Source organism: Dickeya dadantii NCPPB 898 (assembly GCF_000406145.1).
Taxonomy (GTDB): domain Bacteria; phylum Pseudomonadota; class Gammaproteobacteria; order Enterobacterales; family Enterobacteriaceae; genus Dickeya; species Dickeya dadantii.
In genome coordinates this window covers 4,217,508-4,236,426 of the sequence record NZ_CM001976.1, presented here as the reverse complement: position 1 = coordinate 4,236,426, position 18,919 = coordinate 4,217,508, and the positions used below count along the sequence as shown (strand labels likewise).

The 18,919-nt window shown below is 56.3% G+C and carries 19 protein-coding genes; 15 read left to right on the top strand and 4 right to left on the bottom strand.

The genetic code is table 11. From position 1 onward, the window contains the following. Nucleotides 1-69: 69 nt before the first annotated feature. The 7 genes from nifH (at nucleotide 70) to DDA898_RS18955 (ending at nucleotide 6,836) form a co-directional block, all read left to right on the top strand. Nucleotides 70-951 carry a nitrogenase iron protein gene (gene nifH / locus DDA898_RS18985; RefSeq protein WP_013319646.1) on the top strand — a complete coding sequence of 294 codons (882 nt, stop codon included), beginning with the start codon at nucleotides 70-72 and terminating at the stop codon, nucleotides 949-951. A gap of 59 nt (nucleotides 952-1,010) precedes the next feature. Beyond that, on the top strand, nucleotides 1,011-2,459 hold the full coding sequence (nifD, locus tag DDA898_RS18980; protein WP_038912049.1) for a nitrogenase molybdenum-iron protein alpha chain: 1,449 nt from the start codon (nucleotides 1,011-1,013) through the stop codon (nucleotides 2,457-2,459). Between the two features lie 112 nt (nucleotides 2,460-2,571). Continuing rightward, entirely contained in the window at nucleotides 2,572-4,140 is a 1,569-nt protein-coding gene (gene nifK / locus DDA898_RS18975; protein WP_038912047.1) for a nitrogenase molybdenum-iron protein subunit beta, read from the top strand. Between the two features lie 101 nt (nucleotides 4,141-4,241). Beyond that, nucleotides 4,242-4,460, top strand: coding sequence for a putative nitrogen fixation protein NifT (gene nifT / locus DDA898_RS18970; protein ID WP_038902187.1), 219 nt, complete (start codon nucleotides 4,242-4,244; stop codon nucleotides 4,458-4,460). A 12-nt stretch (nucleotides 4,461-4,472) separates the two neighbouring features. Next, nucleotides 4,473-5,135 (top strand): NifB/NifX family molybdenum-iron cluster-binding protein, encoded by a 663-nt coding sequence (locus tag DDA898_RS18965; RefSeq protein WP_038912046.1) that lies wholly within the window; start codon nucleotides 4,473-4,475, stop codon nucleotides 5,133-5,135. A 232-nt stretch (nucleotides 5,136-5,367) separates the two neighbouring features. Then, complete coding sequence (locus tag DDA898_RS18960) at nucleotides 5,368-5,625, top strand: helix-turn-helix transcriptional regulator (protein ID WP_038912044.1); 258 nt, start codon at nucleotides 5,368-5,370, stop codon at nucleotides 5,623-5,625. After that, nucleotides 5,625-6,836, top strand: a complete 1,212-nt coding sequence (locus tag DDA898_RS18955) for a type II toxin-antitoxin system HipA family toxin (RefSeq protein ID WP_038902186.1) — start codon at nucleotides 5,625-5,627, stop codon at nucleotides 6,834-6,836. The genes DDA898_RS18960 and DDA898_RS18955 overlap by 1 nt, the downstream gene beginning before the upstream one ends. A gap of 11 nt (nucleotides 6,837-6,847) precedes the next feature. On the opposite strand, the gene DDA898_RS18950 is transcribed toward DDA898_RS18955, so the two are convergent. Both DDA898_RS18950 and DDA898_RS18945 read right to left on the bottom strand, forming a co-directional pair. Further along, nucleotides 6,848-7,222: a hypothetical protein gene (locus tag DDA898_RS18950; RefSeq protein ID WP_050570292.1), complete on the bottom strand. Its 375-nt coding sequence runs from the start codon at nucleotides 7,220-7,222 to the stop codon at nucleotides 6,848-6,850. A gap of 248 nt (nucleotides 7,223-7,470) precedes the next feature. Continuing rightward, on the bottom strand, nucleotides 7,471-9,063 hold the full coding sequence (locus DDA898_RS18945) for a methyl-accepting chemotaxis protein (RefSeq protein ID WP_038912043.1): 1,593 nt from the start codon (nucleotides 9,061-9,063) through the stop codon (nucleotides 7,471-7,473). A 448-nt stretch (nucleotides 9,064-9,511) separates the two neighbouring features. Here DDA898_RS18945 and nifE point away from each other — a divergent pair, with 448 nt between their 5' ends. From nifE to DDA898_RS22555, 5 genes are all read left to right on the top strand, one after another. After that, nucleotides 9,512-10,885, top strand: a complete 1,374-nt coding sequence (nifE, locus tag DDA898_RS18940; RefSeq protein WP_038912659.1) for a nitrogenase iron-molybdenum cofactor biosynthesis protein NifE — start codon at nucleotides 9,512-9,514, stop codon at nucleotides 10,883-10,885. Between the two features lie 10 nt (nucleotides 10,886-10,895). Further along, nucleotides 10,896-12,281: a nitrogenase iron-molybdenum cofactor biosynthesis protein NifN gene (gene nifN, locus DDA898_RS18935; RefSeq protein WP_013319636.1), complete on the top strand. Its 1,386-nt coding sequence runs from the start codon at nucleotides 10,896-10,898 to the stop codon at nucleotides 12,279-12,281. Next, nucleotides 12,268-12,735, top strand: coding sequence for a NifB/NifX family molybdenum-iron cluster-binding protein (locus DDA898_RS18930; RefSeq protein WP_038902182.1), 468 nt, complete (start codon nucleotides 12,268-12,270; stop codon nucleotides 12,733-12,735). Before nifN ends, DDA898_RS18930 begins: the two co-directional genes overlap by 14 nt. Nucleotides 12,736-12,946: 211 nt before the next feature. Beyond that, complete coding sequence (locus tag DDA898_RS23460) at nucleotides 12,947-13,093, top strand: hypothetical protein (RefSeq protein ID WP_167401384.1); 147 nt, start codon at nucleotides 12,947-12,949, stop codon at nucleotides 13,091-13,093. Nucleotides 13,094-13,410: 317 nt separating this feature from the next. After that, complete coding sequence (locus tag DDA898_RS22555; protein ID WP_071604569.1) at nucleotides 13,411-13,896, top strand: Hcp family type VI secretion system effector; 486 nt, start codon at nucleotides 13,411-13,413, stop codon at nucleotides 13,894-13,896. Nucleotides 13,897-13,977: 81 nt separating this feature from the next. Here the strand turns inward: DDA898_RS22555 and DDA898_RS22550 are convergent, their stop codons facing one another. Both DDA898_RS22550 and DDA898_RS18925 read right to left on the bottom strand, forming a co-directional pair. Continuing rightward, complete coding sequence (locus tag DDA898_RS22550; RefSeq protein WP_013319632.1) at nucleotides 13,978-14,382, bottom strand: hypothetical protein; 405 nt, start codon at nucleotides 14,380-14,382, stop codon at nucleotides 13,978-13,980. Then, a complete protein-coding gene (locus DDA898_RS18925) occupies nucleotides 14,379-15,182 on the bottom strand; it encodes a glycoside hydrolase family protein (protein ID WP_038912042.1) in 804 nt (267 codons plus the stop codon). Before DDA898_RS18925 ends, DDA898_RS22550 begins: the two co-directional genes overlap by 4 nt. 464 nt (nucleotides 15,183-15,646) lie before the next feature. Here DDA898_RS18925 and nifU point away from each other — a divergent pair, with 464 nt between their 5' ends. Genes nifU through nifV form a run of 3 tightly spaced genes read left to right on the top strand, consistent with a single transcriptional unit; the run spans nucleotide 15,647 to nucleotide 18,915 of the window. Further along, the gene (gene nifU, locus DDA898_RS18920) at nucleotides 15,647-16,474 is read left to right on the top strand and encodes a Fe-S cluster assembly protein NifU (protein WP_013319630.1); all 828 of its coding nucleotides are present in this window, start codon (nucleotides 15,647-15,649) and stop codon (nucleotides 16,472-16,474) included. 35 nt (nucleotides 16,475-16,509) lie between these two features. Beyond that, nucleotides 16,510-17,754 (top strand): cysteine desulfurase NifS, encoded by a 1,245-nt coding sequence (nifS, locus tag DDA898_RS18915; RefSeq protein ID WP_050570291.1) that lies wholly within the window; start codon nucleotides 16,510-16,512, stop codon nucleotides 17,752-17,754. 12 nt (nucleotides 17,755-17,766) lie between these two features. Then, the gene (nifV, locus tag DDA898_RS18910) at nucleotides 17,767-18,915 is read left to right on the top strand and encodes a homocitrate synthase (RefSeq protein ID WP_038912041.1); all 1,149 of its coding nucleotides are present in this window, start codon (nucleotides 17,767-17,769) and stop codon (nucleotides 18,913-18,915) included. The last annotated feature ends 4 nt before the right edge of the window (nucleotides 18,916-18,919 follow it).

The following is an 18,919-nucleotide window of genomic DNA, read 5'->3' as shown; positions in this document are numbered from 1 at the left end:
GGCTGGTACGTTCCCTGCACTCCTTGAGGTGTGTGCAACAAGCATTCAACCCGAACAGGAGAAGCAATCATGGCAATGCGTCAATGTGCCATCTATGGCAAGGGCGGTATCGGTAAATCCACCACTACCCAGAATCTGGTCGCCGCGCTGGCGGAGATGGGGAAGAAGGTGATGATCGTCGGCTGCGACCCGAAGGCGGATTCCACCCGTCTGATCCTGCACGCCAAGGCCCAGAACACCATTATGGAAATGGCGGCGGAAGTCGGCTCGGTGGAAGACCTCGAATTGGAGGACGTGTTGCAAATCGGCTACGGCGGCGTGCGCTGCGCTGAATCCGGCGGTCCGGAGCCGGGCGTGGGCTGCGCCGGTCGTGGCGTCATCACCGCCATCAACTTCCTCGAAGAAGAAGGCGCGTATGAAGAGGACATCGACTTCGTGTTCTACGACGTGCTGGGCGACGTGGTGTGCGGCGGCTTCGCCATGCCGATCCGCGAAAACAAGGCGCAGGAAATCTACATCGTCTGCTCCGGCGAGATGATGGCGATGTACGCCGCCAACAACATTTCCAAAGGCATCGTGAAGTACGCCAAGTCCGGCAAGGTGCGCCTCGGCGGGTTGATCTGCAATTCCCGTCAGACCGATCGGGAAGATGAATTGATCATCGCGCTGGCGGAAAAACTCGGCACCCAGATGATTCACTTCGTGCCGCGCGACAACATCGTGCAGCGCGCCGAAATCCGCCGTATGACGGTGATCGAATACGACCCTAAATGCAATCAGGCCGATGAGTACCGCACGCTGGCGGGCAAGATCGTCAACAACACCAAAATGGTGGTGCCGACGCCGGTGACGATGGACGAACTGGAGTCGCTATTGATGGAGTTCGGCATCATGGAAGAAGAAGACACCAGCATCATCGGCAAGACCGCCGCCGAAGAGAATGCCGCCTGACGACCCCCACGCCGGCGGCCGTGAGACGGGCGCCTGGCGAAGCATGAAGGAAAGACGGAATGACAAACGCAACCAGTGAACGTAATCAGGCGATCATCCAGGAAGTGCTGGAGATTTTCCCTGAAAAAGCGCGCAAAGAGCGCAAAAAACACATGATGGTGACCGACCCGGCGATGGACGGCGTGGGCAAATGCTTGGTGTCCAACCGCAAATCCCAGCCGGGGGTGATGACCGTGCGCGGCTGTGCCTACGCCGGCTCCAAGGGCGTGGTGTTCGGCCCGATCAAGGACATGGCCCACATCTCTCACGGGCCGATCGGCTGCGGGCAGTATTCCCGCGCCGGACGCCGCAACTATTACACCGGCGTCAGCGGTGTGAACAGTTTCAGTACCCTGAATTTCACCTCTGATTTTCAGGAGAAAGACATCGTGTTCGGCGGCGATAAAAAGCTCACCAAGCTGATCGAGGAACTGGAGCAGTTGTTCCCGTTGACCAAGGGCATTTCCATCCAGTCGGAGTGCCCGGTAGGACTGATCGGCGACGACATCGAAGCCGTCGCCAACGCCAGCCGCAAAGCCATCGGCAAACCGGTGGTGCCGGTGCGCTGCGAAGGGTTTCGAGGCGTGTCGCAGTCGCTGGGGCACCACATCGCCAACGACGTGATCCGCGACTGGGTGCTGGATAACCGCGACGGTAAACCGTTCGAATCCACACCCTATGACGTGGCGATTATCGGCGACTACAACATCGGCGGCGACGCCTGGGCCTCGCGCATTCTGCTGGAAGAAATGGGGCTGCGGGTGGTGGCGCAGTGGTCCGGCGACGGCACGCTGGTGGAGATGGAAAACACCCCCCACGTGAAGCTGAATCTGGTGCATTGCTACCGGTCGATGAACTACATCTCGCGCCACATGGAGGAAAAACACGGCATTCCGTGGATGGAATACAACTTTTTCGGTCCGACCAAGATCGCCGAGTCGCTGCGCAAAATCGCCGCGCAGTTCGATGACAGCATCCAGCAAAACGCCGAGGCGGTGATCGCCCGGTATCAGGCCCAGACCGAGGCGGTGATCGCCAAATACCGCCCACGGCTGGAAGGGCGCAAGGTGATGCTGTACCTCGGCGGGCTGCGGCCGCGCCACATTATCGGTGCGTATGAAGATCTCGGTATGGAGATCATCGGCACCGGCTACGAATTTGGTCACAACGACGATTACGACCGCACGTTGCCGGATCTGAAGGAAGGCACGCTGATGTTTGACGACGCCAGCAGTTACGAGCTGGAAGCCTTCGTCAAGGCGCTGAAACCGGACCTGATCGGTTCCGGCATCAAAGAAAAGTACATCTTTCAGAAGATGGGGGTGCCGTTCCGCCAGATGCACTCCTGGGACTACTCCGGTCCGTACCACGGCTATGACGGCTTCGCCATTTTTGCCCGCGACATGGACATGACGCTCAATAACCCTAGCTGGAGCGAATTAACCGCCCCGTGGCTGAAGTCCGCCTGACGATGATTATTTAGCGATGACTGTTTAGCGGTGATTGTTTAGCGATGATTGTTAATAAAACCAGCCTGATATCCCGTCAGTTCACCGATTAGTGACGCGGGAGGAGAACACCATGAGTCAAACTGCTGAAAAAACCCAGCCCTGCTACCCGTTGTTTGAGCAGGAAGAGTACCAGACGCTGTTTCGCAACAAGCGCGGTATGGAGGAAGCCCACGACGAACAGCGCGTGCGCGACGTGTTCGAATGGACCACCACCCAAGAGTACCAGGACCTGAATTTCCAGCGTGAAGCGCTGACCATCGACCCAGCGAAAGCCTGCCAGCCGCTGGGCGCGGTGCTGTGCGCGCTCGGGTTTGCCAATACCTTGCCTTATGTGCACGGTTCGCAGGGGTGCGTGGCTTATTTTCGCACCTATTTTAATCGTCACTTCAAAGAGCCGATCGCCTGCGTTTCCGACTCGATGACCGAAGATGCCGCGGTATTCGGCGGTAATAACAATATGAACAGCGGCTTGCAAAACGCCAGCGCGCTCTACCAGCCGGAGATGATCGCCGTCTCTACCACCTGCATGGCGGAAGTGATCGGCGATGACTTGCAGGCCTTTATCGCCAACGCCAAGAAAGACGGATTTGTCGCGGCAGACATGCCGATCCCTTACGCCCACACCCCGAGTTTTATCGGCAGCCACGTCACCGGCTGGGACAACATGTTCGAAGGGTTCGCCCGCACCTTCACCACCGGCGAAGGGAAAAACTACCAGCCCGGCAGTCAGCCGCGGCTGAATCTGGTTACCGGGTTTGAAACCTATCTCGGCAACTTCCGGGTGATGAAACGGATGATGGCGCAGATGGACGTGCCGTGCAGCCTGCTGTCGGACCCGTCCGAGGTGCTGGATACCCCGGCCGACGGCCACTACCGCATGTACGCCGGCGGCACCAGCCAGCAGGAGATGCGCGAGGCGCCGAACGCCATCGATACGCTGTTGCTACAGCCGTGGCATCTGGTGAAAACCAAAAAGATGGTGCAGGACGTGTGGAATCAGCCCGCCAGCGAGGTGCCGGTGCCGATCGGCCTGGCGGCGACCGACAAACTGCTGATGACGGTCAGCGAACTGACCGGCAAACCGATTGGCGAGGCGCTGACGCTGGAGCGCGGCCGGCTGGTGGACATGATGCTCGACTCCCACACCTGGCTGCACGGCAAGCGCTTCGGCCTGTACGGCGACCCGGATTTTGTCATGGGGTTAACCCAGTTTCTGCTGGAGCTGGGCTGCGAACCAACGGTGATTCTGTGTCACAACGGCAGCAAACGCTGGCAGAAGGCGATGAAGGCATTGCTGGAAGCGTCGCCCTACGGTCAGGACAGCGACGTGTACATCAACTGCGACCTGTGGCATTTCCGCTCGCTGATGTTCACCAACCAACCGGATTTCATGATCGGCAACTCCTACGGCAAGTTCATCCAGCGCGACACGCTGGCGAAGGGCGAGCAGTTTGAAGTGCCGTTGATCCGGCTCGGCTTCCCGCTGTTCGACCGCCACCACCTGCACCGTCAGACCACCTGGGGCTACGAGGGGGCGATGTCGATCCTTACCACGCTGGTGAACACGGTGCTGGAGAAACTGGATCACGACACCATGAAGCTCGGCCAGACCGATTACAGCTTCGATCTGATCCGTTGAGGTAGCGGCGTCTCCCTGCGGACGGGGAGATCGCGCGACCTTCTGCCATAACCAGGCGCCCGGCGTTGTCCGGGCGGCCCTGTTCCGTTAAGGAGAAACCGATGCCGGTGGTGATTTTTCGTGAGCGCAACGCGCAGCTGTATTGCTACATCGCCAAGCTGGACCTGGAAGCCAAAGTAACGGGCATGGAGTTTGATCGGTACGATTACTGGGGCGGGCGCGTCGAGCTGGAAGGTGGCAAAGCCTATTACGTCAATCCTCAGGACGCGAAACCCGTGTTCCCGGTCAGCTTGCGCGCCAGCCGTGCTGAGCTTGGATAAGGAGAAAGGAGCATGTCTGATGACGATGTGTTGTTCTGGCGCCTGTTCGCGCTGATCCAGTGCCTGCCGGAGCTGCCGCCGCCCCGGCTGCTGGGCTGGCTCGGCGACGGCGATGAGGCATCGCTGGATGCGGAGCGGCTGGCGTCGCTGACGCAGGCGCAACTGGCGGCGCGTTTTCCGGTTGATGCCGACGCCATGACCCCGGCGCGCTGGCGCTCGGTAATGGACTGCCTGCGCGGCGCGCTGCCGCCGCATCTGGCGGTAGTTGCGCCTTCCCGACGCAGCCCGCAGCTACTGGCGGCGTTCGCGTCGCAGGATGGGCTGACCATTAACGGCCATTTCGGTCAGTGTCGGCTGTTTTTTATCTACGCGTTCGATCAGGACGGTTCCTGGCTGCACGACCTGCGCCGCTATCAGCCCGCCGGGGGCGAGCAAGAAGGCAACGAAGTGCGTTCAGCGCTGCTGAACGATTGCCACCTGTTGTTCTGCGAGGCGATTGGCGGCCCGGCGGCGGCGCGCATCATTCGCCACAATATTCACCCGGTGAAGATTGCGCCCGGCACCCAGATTCAGCCTCAACGCGACGCGTTGCAAACCCTGCTGGCCGGCACGCTGCCGCCGTGGCTCGCCAAGCGGCTGGAGAAAGGCAACCCGCTGGAGGATAGGGTGTTTTGATGCCCGGCAAGCATACCGGTGTATTGGTCTGTTTTTTCCTGGTGGCTGGTGTTTGCTGTTATACATCGTGTCTCGCCGTCGATCGGCGTAATCATCGTGATGCCGGTTTTTTTGATAAAAGGTAGCCATATGGCTACCTTTTTATGTTCTGTCTCGTTTATTAGCTATATGGCTAACTTTTTGGGTGGTATTCTCTTGATAAGCGATGGCATAACGTTAGCGGCGGCGGAGCATGGCAAGCAGAGAGAGTATGGGAAAAACGATAGCCAGTACCCGTAAGGCGTGCGGGTTGACGCAAAAACAAGTGGCGGAACAGACGGGGATTAACAAAACCACGTTATCCGAGATTGAAAACGGCCGGTTTACCGGCTCGCTGGATATTTTTGAACGGTATCTGGATGCGGTCGGTTTACAGCTTGAATTGATGACGAAGCAGCATCGGCTGCCAGGCTGGGATGAGGTCGACAAGCTATTCGCGGAGGATGAATAATGGTGCTGGAGCAACTGCCCGGAAAAATCGACAAGATTACCGTGTGTTCATCAGGCCAGCCATTGGGCGTTCTGACGCACGGTTCGGTTCATCATTATCAGCCCACTCAGGTTCAGCATCATGTGTCGTTAACCATGACAAACTCTACGCTGGATGGCTATGTATCCGGCGCCCTGCATCCTGTTTTCGCGCAGAACCTTCCTGAAGGATTTAACCGACGTTATATCGCGGAAAAACTGGCCCGTTATGCGCGGGTCAATGATATGTATCTGCTTGCATTGCAGGGAGAGCATGGTATTGGCATGCTGGATTACCAAAGCGATTTACATTTTTCTGAAACTGAAAATATCTCGTTATCCGAGATTTTGCATTATCAGGGCGCGGAGCCGTTATTTCCCCAGTTGCTGGAAAAATATTACTTGAGTAATACGCTGGCCGGCGTACAGCCCAAGGTTAGCCTGCCCGAAACAGGCAGGACGGTGGAACAGAAAGCGCTTATCGTGAAATCGTTTGACGAGCTATTTCCTTTGCTGACGGTTAATGAATTTGTATGTATGGGGGCGGCGAGGTATTGCGGTTTAGAACCGCCTGATACCTGGTTGTCAGAGAATCTTGAAACCTTTGTTGTTGCGCGTTTCGATAAACCAGAAGGGCAGCGATTGGGGTATGAAGATTTCACTACATTGCTGAAAAAATCCAACAATCCTGATGCGAAATATAGTGGCAGCTACGAGACATTGTTGAAAGCAACGCATCTTTACACCGGTAGTTATGATGAAGTATTCAAAATGTATCAATACATTGTGTTTAATTGTTTGATCGGTAATGGCGATGCTCATCTGAAAAATTTTGCCTTGCAATATACGCCCGACATGAAACGGATATTTATTTCTCCGCCGTTTGATATCACCCATACTCTGATTTATGACGCCATTGATAATAAGATGGCGCTCAAGATGGCAAACAGTAAGGTATTTCCGGATAAAGCCTGTCTGCTGAAACTGGCTGAGTCGTCTACTTTCCGTATTCGTGACGCACAAACTATTATTGAGTCCCTGGCTCAGGGGATCAGTGATTATCTGGATATCTCAAATGAAATCAGCTTGTTTAAAGGATTAAAAGAGTCAATTAAACAAGCGGTATCGACAGTCATGACGCCGGCTTACAGTGCGAAGCCGTACCGTCATGATAAGAAGAAAAAATTCAATTAAGTTCCGTGCTATCACTCCACCGTGATGCTCTCTGCGTCCTGATGCGTGATCCGCAGCCGGGTGCCGGTAATCGCCATCTGCACTGCCTGACGGATGGTCATGGTGCCGACCACCGGATGAGGCCGGACGGCGGCGGTGCTGTTGTCGGTGATGATGCCGCAACCGGTGGCGTGGGCGATCTGCTGAGCGGTTTCGTCGAAGCGATCGAACCGGATGTTGTAGTCGCCGACTTTGTCGCACTTGCCGTAGGGAATCGGCTGTTTGGCCGGCGGCCATTCTGACTTGCGAGGGCAACCGGACAACAGCAGCATGCTGCATAGCAACAGTGTCCAGGATAATAACGCGTTAGTTGGGGTGATGCCGGTTCGGGCAGGCTTGAGCGCCATGATGTCTCCTGATAAGGCCGATGCAGGTAAGAGTCGCTGTTAACGCTGGGCGGTGTCATGCCTCATTGCGGGACACAGTTCGATTATCTTCACTTCTATTATCGTCGCGGGATGTAAAAGATCGCTTGCCGGGTGTAACAAGCGCGTTGATTGGTGTGAGCGGCTGTGTCTACCGGCGAAATAGGGGGAAAATCAACCCGCCGTTGATAGCGGGCTGACGAAGAGGCCGCGGTTGCGGCCGGAAAGCGTCAACGCGGCGCGGCGATAGCCAGTGGGCTGTTGTCGCTCAGGTTGAAAAACGTCATGGTGTCGTCCAGATTTTTCGCCTGTTCGTGCAGCGAGGAACTGGCGGAGGCGGACTCTTCGACCAGCGCCGCGTTTTGCTGGGAGGCTTGCTCAAGCAGGGTGATGGCGGTGTTAACCTGTTCGATGCCTTTGGCTTGCTCTGATGAAGCCATCGAGATATCCGCCATGAATTCATTCACGCGTTTAATCTCATCCATCAGCCGCGTCATATCCTGGGTGGAGAGCGAGGCGACTTTTTCGCCCAGAGCGATTTCACTGGCCGTTTTTTCGATCAACTCTTTGATTTCTCGCGCTGACCCGGCGCTGCGCTGCGCCAGACTGCGCACTTCAGACGCCACCACCGCAAAGCCTTTACCGGCTTCGCCCGCGCGGGCGGCTTCCACCGCGGCGTTAAGCGCCAGAATGTTGGTCTGGAAGGCGATGCCGTCCATGATGCTGATGATATCGTTGATCTTGTTGGAGCTGTCGGCGATATGCTGGATGCGTTCGATCATCTGGCTAAAGTTGCTGGCGTTTTTTTCCGCCAGCGTCGCCACGGAGTTGGTCAGAGTCATGGCTTTGCCGGTGTTGGCGGTGTTTTCCTGCACAGATGCGGTGATTTGTTCCATGCTGGCGGCGGTTTGCTCGACGGATGACGCCTGCGCTTCGGTACGGGCGGCGAAATCCCGGTTGGCGGCGGAGATCTGTTCCGCGCCGGCCGCCACGGAACCGGCCGAGTCTCTGACATCCAGCACGATTTTGCGGAATGCCTGCTGCATGTCTTTCAGCGAAACCATCAGCCCGCCCATCTCGGTATTGTGCTGAGGAGGAATATCCAGCGTCAGTACGCCTTGTTCCATCATGCCGAAATAGGTTCTGACTTTCTGCATCGGGGTCAGCACCACGGTGCGGATGAACTTCAGGGTGAATAGACTGATGAGCACCACCACACCCAGCGTGGCGATCAGGACCGTTAATGTTTGCTGATAGAAGCTGTCCGCCTGTGCGATCTCTTCATGCCCGATACCTTTGGCGAAGGTGACAAACTGCGTCAGCTTCTGGCGGAAGGTCGCGCCTTTCTCCAGTGCACTGGGCACCAGCGTGGTGTAGAACCGCTCAACGTTGCGCTCGCGCAGCGCGGTGAGCATCGGGGCGACGGCGTTGTTCATGTAGTCATTGAAGGCTTCATCGATTTCACCGCGCAGCGCGCGGCCTTGCGACGTCAGCGTCGGAATATTGCGCAGTTCCGCCATCGTACCGTTGGCGGCGTCGATATAGCCGTTAAGCCGGTTCAATGCGGCGTCGATCGTGGCGTTATCCTTTTTTTCCTCAATCGCCAGCGCGACGTTGATGCCGGCCAGTCTGGCATTGAGCATTTCCGAATAGGCGGAATAAAGGGGGATAAGCTGTTCTCCATCAATGCTGTTGACCTTTCGGATCGACAGGTTGCTTTGCATGGAGGAATACAGACTGTACGTGCAAATGGAAAGTAATAGCAGCACAAATACGGCGATAACGCAGTAAAGCCCATTTTTTATTTTGATTTTTTCTAACATCCCCTATCTCCTTTAAACGACTGGTTTTCCCTGCCTGCCGCTATGGTTTCTTCCGTCTTGCTGACATGAAATCAATATCGGTAAGGCAGAGGCTGTGTTCCATAATTACGTGTGCCGCTGGTGCAGACCCGCCCCGCCGCTATCAACGCGGAGAGCGGCGCGCAGAGTGGGCCTATGCGCGAGTCCGCAGCCTGTTACGCTGTGTTTCCTATCAGAGGTGGCGCACCGGCCTGATAGGAGGGACAGCCTAATAGTTTTATAACGAAGGGTCGTTGATGTAGGTCAGACTGTGTCCCGCAATGATTCGCGTCCCTCTGTGCTGATCCTCTCCGCCAATTGTCTGCTTTGTCGTAAACCTCACATCACTTTTTCCTTATAAATCAAAATATCAGCGCTGGCCTGCGTTTTGCACCGTCCGGGTGATATCAACAAACGCGGCGAGGGTGAGATGAAGGGAAGTGAGATTCTGGCGTTGTTCGACGAGCCGGCCTGTGAACACAACCACAAGCAAAAGTCGGGGTGCAGCGCGCCTAAACCCGGCGCTACCGCGGGCGGCTGCGCGTTTGACGGCGCGCAGATCACGCTGCTGCCGCTGGCGGATGTCGCCCATCTGGTACACGGGCCGATTGGCTGCACCGGCAGTTCCTGGGATAACCGCGGCAGCCAGAGTTCCGGCCCGACGCTCAACCGACTCGGTTTCACCACCGACCTCAACGAGCAGGACGTGATCATGGGGCGCGGCGAACGGCGGCTGTTCCACGCGGTGCGGCATATCGTCAGCCGTTATCACCCGGCGGCGGTCTTTATCTACAACACCTGCGTGCCGGCGATGGAGGGCGACGACATCGAGGCGGTGTGTCGCGCCGCATCGACAGCGGTGGGCGTGCCGGTGATCGCTATCGACGCCGCCGGGTTTTACGGCAGCAAGAATTTCGGCAACCGGCTGGCGGGCGAGGTGATGGTGAAACAGGTGATTGGTCAACGGGAACCGGCGCCCTGGCCGCAGGACACCCCATTCGCCCCTGAGCACCGGCACGATATCGGTCTGATTGGCGAGTTCAATATCGCCGGCGAGTTCTGGAACGTGCTGCCGCTGCTGGACGAACTGGGCATTCGGGTGTTGGGCAGCCTGTCTGGTGATGCCCGTTTCGCCGAAATCCAGACGCTGCACCGGGCCGAAGCCAACATGCTGGTGTGCTCGCGGGCGCTGATCAACGTCGCCCGGCAACTGGAGCAGCGCTACGCCATTCCGTGGTTTGAAGGCAGTTTCTACGGCGTGCGGGCGATGTCCGACGCGCTACGGCAACTGGCGTCGATGACCGGCGATGCAGACCTGATGACCCGCACCGACGCGCTGATCGCCCGCGAAGAGGCGGCGACCGCGCAGGCGCTGGCGCCGTACCGCGAACGCCTACAGGGGCGTAAGGTGCTGCTGTATACCGGCGGCGTCAAGTCCTGGTCGGTGGTGTCGGCGTTGCAGGATTTGGGCATTACCGTGGTCGCTACCGGTACCCGCAAATCCACCGAGGAGGACAAACAGCGCATCCGCGAACTGATGGGCGACGACGCGCTGATGCTGGAAGAGGGCAACGCCCGCACGTTGCTGGATGTGGTCTATCGCTACGGCGCGGACATGATGATCGCCGGCGGGCGCAACATGTACACCGCGTACAAGGCGCGGCTGCCGTTTCTGGACATCAATCAGGAGCGCGAGCACGCGTTCGCCGGGTATCGCGGGCTGGTGGCGCTGGCGCAGCAGCTGTGCCTGACGCTGGACAGCCCTATCTGGCGGCAAACCCATCAACGGGCCCCGTGGCACTAAGGAGTAGCCGATGGCACAGGTGATTCGCAATAAAAAACCGCTGGCGACCAGCCCGATTAAAAGCGGGCAACCGCTGGGGGCGATTCTGGCCGCTCAGGGAATCGAGCACAGCATTCCGCTGGTGCATGGCGCGCAGGGTTGCAGCGCCTTCGCCAAGGTGTTTTTCATCCAGCATTTTCACGAGCCGATCCCGTTGCAGTCCACCGCGATGGACCCGACCACCACCATCATGGGGGCGGACGACAATATCTTCACCGCGCTCGCCACGCTGTGCCAGCGCAATACGCCAAAGGCGATCGTGCTGGTCAGCACCGGGTTGTCCGAGGCGCAGGGCAGCGACATGGCGCGTGCGGTGCGGCAGTTCCGCGACGACTATCCGCGCTTTAAATCGGTGGCGATCCTGACGGTCAACACGCCGGACTTTTACGGATCGCTGGAGAATGGCTTCAGCGCGGTGGTGGAGAGCGTGATCCAGCAGTGGGTGCCGGACAAACCGCCGGTGGGGATGCGCAACCGGCGCGTCAATCTGCTGCTGAGCCATCTGCTCAATCCCGGCGATGTCGAGCTGATCCGCAGCTACGTTGAAGCGTTCGGGCTGCAACCGGTGATCCTGCCGGATCTCTCGCAGTCGCTGGACGGGCATCTCGCCGGCGGCGATTTTCAGGCGGTGACGCAGGGCGGTACGCCGTTGCGCGGCATCGAGCAGATGGGGCAAAGCCTGAGCACCGTCGCCATCGGCGTGTCGCTGAACCGCGCCGCCAGCTTACTGGCGATGCGCAGCCGCGGCCAGTCGCTCAGCCTGCCGCATTTGATGACGCTGGAGAACATGGACTGCTTCATCCGGCATCTGCAACAGCTGGCCGGACGCGACGTACCGGCGTGGATCGATCGCCAGCGCGGCCAGTTGCAGGACGCGATGATCGACTGCCACATGTGGCTGCAAGGGCAGCGCATGGCGCTGGCGGCGGAGGGCGATCTACTGGCGGGCTGGTGCGACTTTGCGATCAGCCAGGGGATAACGCCGGGGCCGGTGGTGGCGCCGGTCAACCAGCCAAGCCTGGCGGCGTTGCCGGTGGAGCAGGTGCTGATCGGCGATCTGGAGGATTTGCAGGATCAGCTGTGCGACAGCCCGGCCGACATGCTGGTGTCCAATTCCCATGCCGCCGATCTGGCGGAGCAGTTTGGCATCCCGCTGATCCGCGCCGGATTTCCTGTCTTCGATAAGATCGGCGAATTCCGCCGGCCGCGTCAGGGCTATGCCGGTATGCGCGACACCCTGTTTGAACTGGCGAACCTGATGCTGGCGCGCCATCATCACCAGCCGGTTTACCACTCGCCGCTCAAGCAGCAGTTTGCGCCGCAGCGGCGTCAGGAGGCGGACCATGCAGCATATTAACCGGCATCTCAGCGCCATCAGCGCGGGCGTGTGGTCCATGAAGGTGGCGTTCGCCAGTTCTGACTATCACCATGTCGATCAGCACTTTGGCGCCACGCCCCGGCTGGTGGTTTACGGCGTAAAGGAAGATCAGGTCACGCTGCTGAAAGTGGTGGATTTCAACGTGCGCTACGGCCATCAGGAGGACAAACTCACCTGTCGCATCGACGCACTGGAAGATTGCGTCACGCTGTATTGCGTGGCGATTGGCGACGCCGTGTTCCGCCAGTTGCTGCAGGTGGGGGTGCGGGCGGTGCGCGTACCGGCCGACACGCCGATCGCCCAACTGCTACAACAAATTCAACAGTGCTGGCACGACGACGATCAGCGCGTTGCCCGCCGCCAGCGCGACCCTGATCGTTTCGATCGGTTGATCGCCGAACAGCAGTGGAGCGAGGAGGATGATGTGTTGTGAGTGAGGGTTATGTAAGCTTCTGGGGTTGCCGCGTGACAAGGCTCGTCATGAGCCTTGTCCCTGAGGCCAGGGCGTTGCGCTGTTCGAAACGCGACCGACTGGCGTTGTGTTGGAATTTTTGCGTAATTTTATGAAAAATATAATTTATTTTCTTATTTTGCTCTTCTTGTTCGCATCTATCCTGCCTGAACAGGCATTAAGGGATTTTGTTATGAGCCACCTGACTATCAGCGGCGATGGCGAAGAAGCGATGGATGATTTCTATTTTTCAGTATTGGTTATCAAGGTACTGATATCGTCCGTTTTATCTTTTGCCGTAACGTACCTGGTTGGCGTGTTTTTGAAAAAGAAAACATAGTTTTGCTTGTCATGGTTAGCCGGTGAATTTGATTTTACCCACGAAAAATAGGCGCATCCTTAATCGAGGCTCTGGTTTTAAAATTGTTCCGGGTTAGGGCAGCAGCAAGTCCTATAACGACGCCAGCAGTTATAATCTCACTTGATATAATTGATCGCCGTTATTTAAGTAATGAATGCAGTATACCCATAGGAAACTATCCAAGAGATTATATACTTATTTGCTAATTTAATTTATTTTTTGAATTTTTTTGATGTACTATCCATGAACACTATTAATATGGTGCGATTATATTATTTTCACAAGGATGGTAATCAATGTCACATATTATTTATCTGACTCTGGAAGGTAATCAGCAGGGGCTAATTTCTTCGGGGTGCTCAACATTTGATTCTATTGGAAATCGTTATCAGAAAGGGCATGAAGACCAAATACAGGTGTTGGGGTTAAACCATACGATAACCCGAGAGGAGAATATAGCCCATCATCCTATACAGCTGATTAAACCGATAGATAAATCCTCTCCTCTCCTTTGCTTGGTGTTTCTGTTACATCAAATGAATCACTTACTGCTTACTTTTTTCTTTTATCGGACAAACCTGGCTGGACAACTAGAGGTTTTTTATGAATTAAAACTTACTGATGCCAGAATTGTTGAAGTATCAGCAACTTATCCGCATTCGTTAAATGATAGTGATTCTCTACCATATGAAGTTATCATGCTCCGGTATAACACTATAGAATGGACCCATAAAACCGCAGGCACATCAGGATATAGTATATGGAATGATAATCAATTTTAATTCATATTAAATTGATTTTTTATCTTGTAAAAGCCTGTTGTTACAGGCTTTTACTGTAGGCTAATTATTCTTTTTATTTTACTAATCAGATACCCTTCCTTTTTCTCTGAAAATAGATTTGTCACCATTGTCTGTTGTTTTATAGACATCCAGGAACCAGATGCTGTCATCATAATTATCTGCTTCTGGAGAAGGGGTGAGTGTATAAGTGTATGAGCCATTTTTAAATATATACCCTCTGAAGTCTTTTGATGGCCCTACATTTAATGTTTTTCCTTTTATATTTAACTCGCTTTTATTCTTTTTATTAATTGAATGATATGTTATATCGCTGCATTCGATGTCATGTCGAGAACACTTACCATAGGATAAATAAATATTATATGTTTCTCCTTCGAAAAAAGGGAGGGCGGGATTCTCTTCTTTAGAGAATGCATTGAATGAAATAATCATAATTGCAATTATTGATGTGATTATTTTCTTCATAATTTTATATAATTACCTTTGTGATATACATTTAGTTCACTTCTTCTTCTGTTAACTAACCCCCGCATTTGGTGCCCCTGAGATATTGTATATCTCATCCATGCGTTATCTATGTTTTCTGACGATTCACCATTTATGATTTTTAAGACGGTTGAGTAATATAATCCTCTGTGTCTCTGTCTATCCTTTATTCCAATATTAAAAGATAGCATGACGAGTGCATCAAATTCATTTTGAGTGATATCCACTTTAACAAAGTTTCTAACCGCTAGTATGAATCTGCTAATATCTTGGGCGAATAACGTGTCTGCTTCAGAAAGAGCTATTCCTTGCTTATATCGTTCAAATTCATTCTCACTAATTAAATGCCCATAACCTATTGTGGCGCCTACTTTCCAAAATGTTGTTTCCCTTCCAGTCTGATCATCATAAGGCTTAGTTTTCAGTTTTTCATATTGCTTCATTAAATAAATGCATTGAGAGCTGGGGGACATGAGGGATGCTCTTTTTCTTTCACCTCTGGGGTTTATTCCTGTCGCTCCATGAGGATTAGGTAAAGAATCTGTATGCGAAGTTGATGTAAGGTTTTCAATGGTTTTTCCGCCGGGTTCTATAATGCCATAAGGAGAGAAGTGGAAGTACTTTTGATAAGCAATAATTGCTCTTTTTGTGTTTCTCCCGCAAATTCCATCCACGCGTAAATATGGAAAGCCACTGTTCCTCAATAACTGTTGCACGATAGTAACATCGTTTTTCCTATTTATACCGCCAAGGCCAACGGATGACTCAATAGCATTCATATCATCTCCTTATGAAAAAATCCATTTTCCCTCTGCCCTATAACCTTATGATTTTATATCATAAATAAGATATTTGAAAATTAAAATGGTTAAATAATTTTTCAGATCGAATACACATTCATGCAGTATGCGTTAAGTGTTGTGCAAACTCTCTTTATGATCCAACTAAAAGCGGAAAAGCTATTTAATAGCACCCCAAGTGAGAATCTATTTCCCTGCGGTCAGGCTTTCGCACTGGAAGGATAGCCTTTGATTAATGTCACCTCTCTGACAAACCCGACATAAACCGCGACATTCGTGGTGGTTTTTTTAGCGGCCGTCGCGGCTATCTCGTTGATCTGCATTTATTTCTGTGACTGGCATCACATTTGCTCTGACTCTGCTTACTCAGACCATGCAACGCGCGTGAGCGCCGGGCGGCTGGGTGCCCGGCGTTTTCACCCATTCAGTAGGGAGCAGAGCAGATGTGGAACTATTCCGAGAAAGTGAAAGACCATTTTTTTAATCCCCGCAACGCCAGGGTGGTGGCGGAAGCCAACGCCGTGGGCGATGTCGGTTCGCTCAGCTGCGGCGATGCCCTACGGTTGATGCTGCGCGTCGACCCGGACAGCGAAACCATCCTCGACGCCGGGTTTCAGACGTTCGGCTGCGGCAGCGCCATCGCGTCGTCTTCGGCGCTGACGGAGCTGATCATCGGCCGCACCCTGCGGGAAGCGGAACAGGTAACCAACCAACAGATCGCCGATTATCTCGACGGTCTGCCGCCGGAAAAAATGCATTGCTCGGTGATGGGTCAGGAAGCGTTGCGGGTGGCGATCGCCAACTACCGCGGCGAAACGCTGGAAGACGATCACGAGGAAGGGGCGCTGATCTGCAAATGCTTTGCGGTGGATGAAGGGCAGATCCGCCGCGCGGTGGTGGCTAACGGCCTGACGACGTTGCAGGAAGTGATCAACTACACCAAAGCGGGCGGCGGTTGCAGCGCCTGCCATGAAAAGATCGAGCTGGCGCTGGCGCAGATCCTGAGCGAGCACGAGGCGACGCCGGCTGCGGCGGCGATAGTGGTGAAGGATGCGCGCTGGCAACAGGTGGCGGAGGCGGTGGCGGAGCTGCGGCCGCATATTCAGGCCGACGGCGGCGATATGTCACTGGTGAATGTCAGCGAGCGTCAGGTCACGGTGAGCCTGTCCGGCAGTTGCAACGGCTGCATGATGACCGACATGACGCTGGCCTGGCTGCAGCAGAAGCTGGTGGAGCGCACCGGGCAGTATATGGACGTGGTGGCGGCGTAAGTGGTCGTCAGGCAGACAGGCATGAGGAAAAAACCATGAACAACGTGTATCCGGACAAAAAAAGTGGTTCAGACAAAAAAATCTATCTGGACAACAACGCCACCACCCGGCTTGACCCGATGGTGCTGGAGGCGATGCTGCCGTTTCTGACCGAACACTACGGCAACCCGTCGTCGATTCACGATTTCGGCACACCGTGCCGCGGCGCGCTGGAGCGGGCGCGCCAGCAGGTAGCCAGCCTGCTGGGGGCGCGTTATGACAGCGAGATCCTGTTTACCTCCTGCGCCACCGAAGCCACCTCTACCGCGATTTACTCCGCGGTGAATCTGGCGCCGGAACGGCGCGAAATCATCACCACCGCGGTGGAGCACCCGGCCACGCTGGAGGTGTGCGAGCATCTGGCGCGGCAGGGCTATACCATTCACCGGCTGGCGGTGTCGCCGCAGGGCGCGCTGGATCTGGCGGAGTACCGCCGCTTGCTGAGCGATCGCGTCGCGCTGGTCAGCGTGATGTGGGCCAACAATGAAACCGGGGTGCAGTTCCCGGTGCCGGAGATGGCGGCGCTGGCGCATGAACACGGCGTGTTGTTTCACTGCGACGCGGTGCAGGCGGTGGGCAAAATCCCGATGGTGCTGTCCACCACCGATATCGACATGCTCTCCTGTTCGGCGCACAAGATTCACGGCCCAAAAGGGGTCGGTTGCCTGTATCTGCGTCGTAACACCCGTTTTCGCCCGCTGCTGCGCGGCGGGCATCAGGAGCGCGGCCGGCGTGCCGGCACGGAAAATATCGCCGGGATTGTCGGCATGGGCAGCGCCTGCGAACTGGCGGAAGTGCACTTGCCGATGATGACGGCGGCGGTGGCACCGCTGCGCGATACCTTGCAGCATGAACTGGTGCGGCGCATTCCCAGCGTAATGGTGATGGGCGACGGGCAACCGCGTACCCCCAACACCCTCAATATGGCGTTCGAATTCATCGAAGGGGAGGCGATTCTGTTGCTGATGAACCATGTCGGCATCGCCGCTTCCAGCGGCAGCGCCTGCACGTCCGGCTCGCTGGAGCCGTCGCACGTGATGCGGGCGATGGACATTCCCTACACCGCCGCTCACGGCAGCATCCGTTTCTCGCTGTCGCGCTATACCCGTGAAAAGGAGATCGACTACGTGATTGAGCAATTGCCGCCGATTATCGCCCGGCTAAGAACGCTGTCGCCTTACTGGCAGCAGGACAAACCGGCGGCGCTGGCCGGGACGGCGTTCGCGCCGACCTACGGCTAAGGGGAACGGGCGATGGAGCAGGTGATCATCAACGACACCACCCTGCGCGACGGCGAGCAGAGCCCTGGGGTGGCGTTTTGCGCCAGTGAAAAACTGGCGATTGCCGAGGCGCTGGCGGAGGCGGGCGTGCCGGCGCTGGAGGTCGGCACCCCGGCGATGGGGCCGGAAGAGCGCTCACGTATGGCGCTGGTCAGACGGCGGCTGCCGGGCATCGTGATGATGGCCTGGTGCCGGATGAATGAAGACGAAATCCATCAGAGCGCCGATCTGGGCATGGACTGGGTCGATATTTCGGTGCCGTCGTCCGATCGGCTGCGGCAGCAGAAACTGCGTCAGCCGCTTTCCGCGCTGCTGCCCCGGCTGGCGGCGTTGATTGCGCTGGCGCGTCAGTGCGGGCTGCGGGTGAGCATCGGCTGTGAAGACGCCTCGCGCGCCGGCGACGACACCCTGCGTCAACTGGCGCAGACGGCGCAGGCGGCGGGTGCGCAACGGCTGCGCTTCGCCGATACGCTGGGGTTGCTGGACCCGTTCGCCACTTACGATCGCATTCAGGCGTTGCGCCAGTGCTGGCCCGGCGAGATCGAGATGCACGCCCATAACGATCTGGGGCTGGCGACCGCCAACACGCTGGCGGCGGTACGGGCGGGAGCCACCCACGTCAACACTACCGTGCTGGGACTGGGCGAGCGGGCGGGCAACGCGGCGCTGGAATCGGTGGCGCTGGGGTTGCAACGCTGTCTCGGGCGCTCAAGCGGCATCCGTTTCGAGCGCCTGCCCGCGTTGTGTCAGCGGGTGGCGAACGCGGCGCAGCGCCCGATCGATATGCAACAACCGCTGGTGGGAGAGCAGGTGTTCACCCATGAATCCGGGGTGCACGTGGCGGCGCTGCTGCATGACCGGGAAAGCTATCAGGGCATCGATCCGCATCTGATGGGGCGGGAGTTCCGGCTGGTGCTGGGCAAACACTCCGGCCGTCAGGCGGTGGGCGGCGTGTTCGCCCGCTTGGGCTACGGGCTGGAGGCACAACAGGTCGACGCGCTGCTCGACGCGGTGCGGCTGTTCGCCGAAAGCAGCAAGCGCAACCCGCGGGATAGCGAGCTGCGGCAGATCTATCAGGATCTGTTTGGCGACGAACGGGCGTTGCGCTGTCAGGGAGGGTGAGACG

What these genes read in the sequence shown, in the direction of transcription:
- nifH (WP_013319646.1), top strand. Translation starts at nt 70, where the DNA reads ATGGCAATGCGTCAATGTGCCATCTATGGCAAGGGCGGTATCGGTAAA.
- nifD (WP_038912049.1), top strand. Translation starts at nt 1,011, where the DNA reads ATGACAAACGCAACCAGTGAACGTAATCAGGCGATCATCCAGGAAGTG.
- nifK (WP_038912047.1), top strand. Translation starts at nt 2,572, where the DNA reads ATGAGTCAAACTGCTGAAAAAACCCAGCCCTGCTACCCGTTGTTTGAG.
- nifT (WP_038902187.1), top strand. Translation starts at nt 4,242, where the DNA reads ATGCCGGTGGTGATTTTTCGTGAGCGCAACGCGCAGCTGTATTGCTAC.
- DDA898_RS18965 (WP_038912046.1), top strand. Translation starts at nt 4,473, where the DNA reads ATGTCTGATGACGATGTGTTGTTCTGGCGCCTGTTCGCGCTGATCCAG.
- DDA898_RS18960 (WP_038912044.1), top strand. Translation starts at nt 5,368, where the DNA reads ATGGCAAGCAGAGAGAGTATGGGAAAAACGATAGCCAGTACCCGTAAG.
- DDA898_RS18955 (WP_038902186.1), top strand. Translation starts at nt 5,625, where the DNA reads ATGGTGCTGGAGCAACTGCCCGGAAAAATCGACAAGATTACCGTGTGT.
- DDA898_RS18950 (WP_050570292.1), bottom strand. Translation starts at nt 7,222, where the DNA reads ATGGCGCTCAAGCCTGCCCGAACCGGCATCACCCCAACTAACGCGTTA.
- DDA898_RS18945 (WP_038912043.1), bottom strand. Translation starts at nt 9,063, where the DNA reads ATGTTAGAAAAAATCAAAATAAAAAATGGGCTTTACTGCGTTATCGCC.
- nifE (WP_038912659.1), top strand. Translation starts at nt 9,512, where the DNA reads ATGAAGGGAAGTGAGATTCTGGCGTTGTTCGACGAGCCGGCCTGTGAA.
- nifN (WP_013319636.1), top strand. Translation starts at nt 10,896, where the DNA reads ATGGCACAGGTGATTCGCAATAAAAAACCGCTGGCGACCAGCCCGATT.
- DDA898_RS18930 (WP_038902182.1), top strand. Translation starts at nt 12,268, where the DNA reads ATGCAGCATATTAACCGGCATCTCAGCGCCATCAGCGCGGGCGTGTGG.
- DDA898_RS23460 (WP_167401384.1), top strand. Translation starts at nt 12,947, where the DNA reads ATGAGCCACCTGACTATCAGCGGCGATGGCGAAGAAGCGATGGATGAT.
- DDA898_RS22555 (WP_071604569.1), top strand. Translation starts at nt 13,411, where the DNA reads ATGTCACATATTATTTATCTGACTCTGGAAGGTAATCAGCAGGGGCTA.
- DDA898_RS22550 (WP_013319632.1), bottom strand. Translation starts at nt 14,382, where the DNA reads ATGAAGAAAATAATCACATCAATAATTGCAATTATGATTATTTCATTC.
- DDA898_RS18925 (WP_038912042.1), bottom strand. Translation starts at nt 15,182, where the DNA reads ATGAATGCTATTGAGTCATCCGTTGGCCTTGGCGGTATAAATAGGAAA.
- nifU (WP_013319630.1), top strand. Translation starts at nt 15,647, where the DNA reads ATGTGGAACTATTCCGAGAAAGTGAAAGACCATTTTTTTAATCCCCGC.
- nifS (WP_050570291.1), top strand. Translation starts at nt 16,510, where the DNA reads ATGAACAACGTGTATCCGGACAAAAAAAGTGGTTCAGACAAAAAAATC.
- nifV (WP_038912041.1), top strand. Translation starts at nt 17,767, where the DNA reads ATGGAGCAGGTGATCATCAACGACACCACCCTGCGCGACGGCGAGCAG.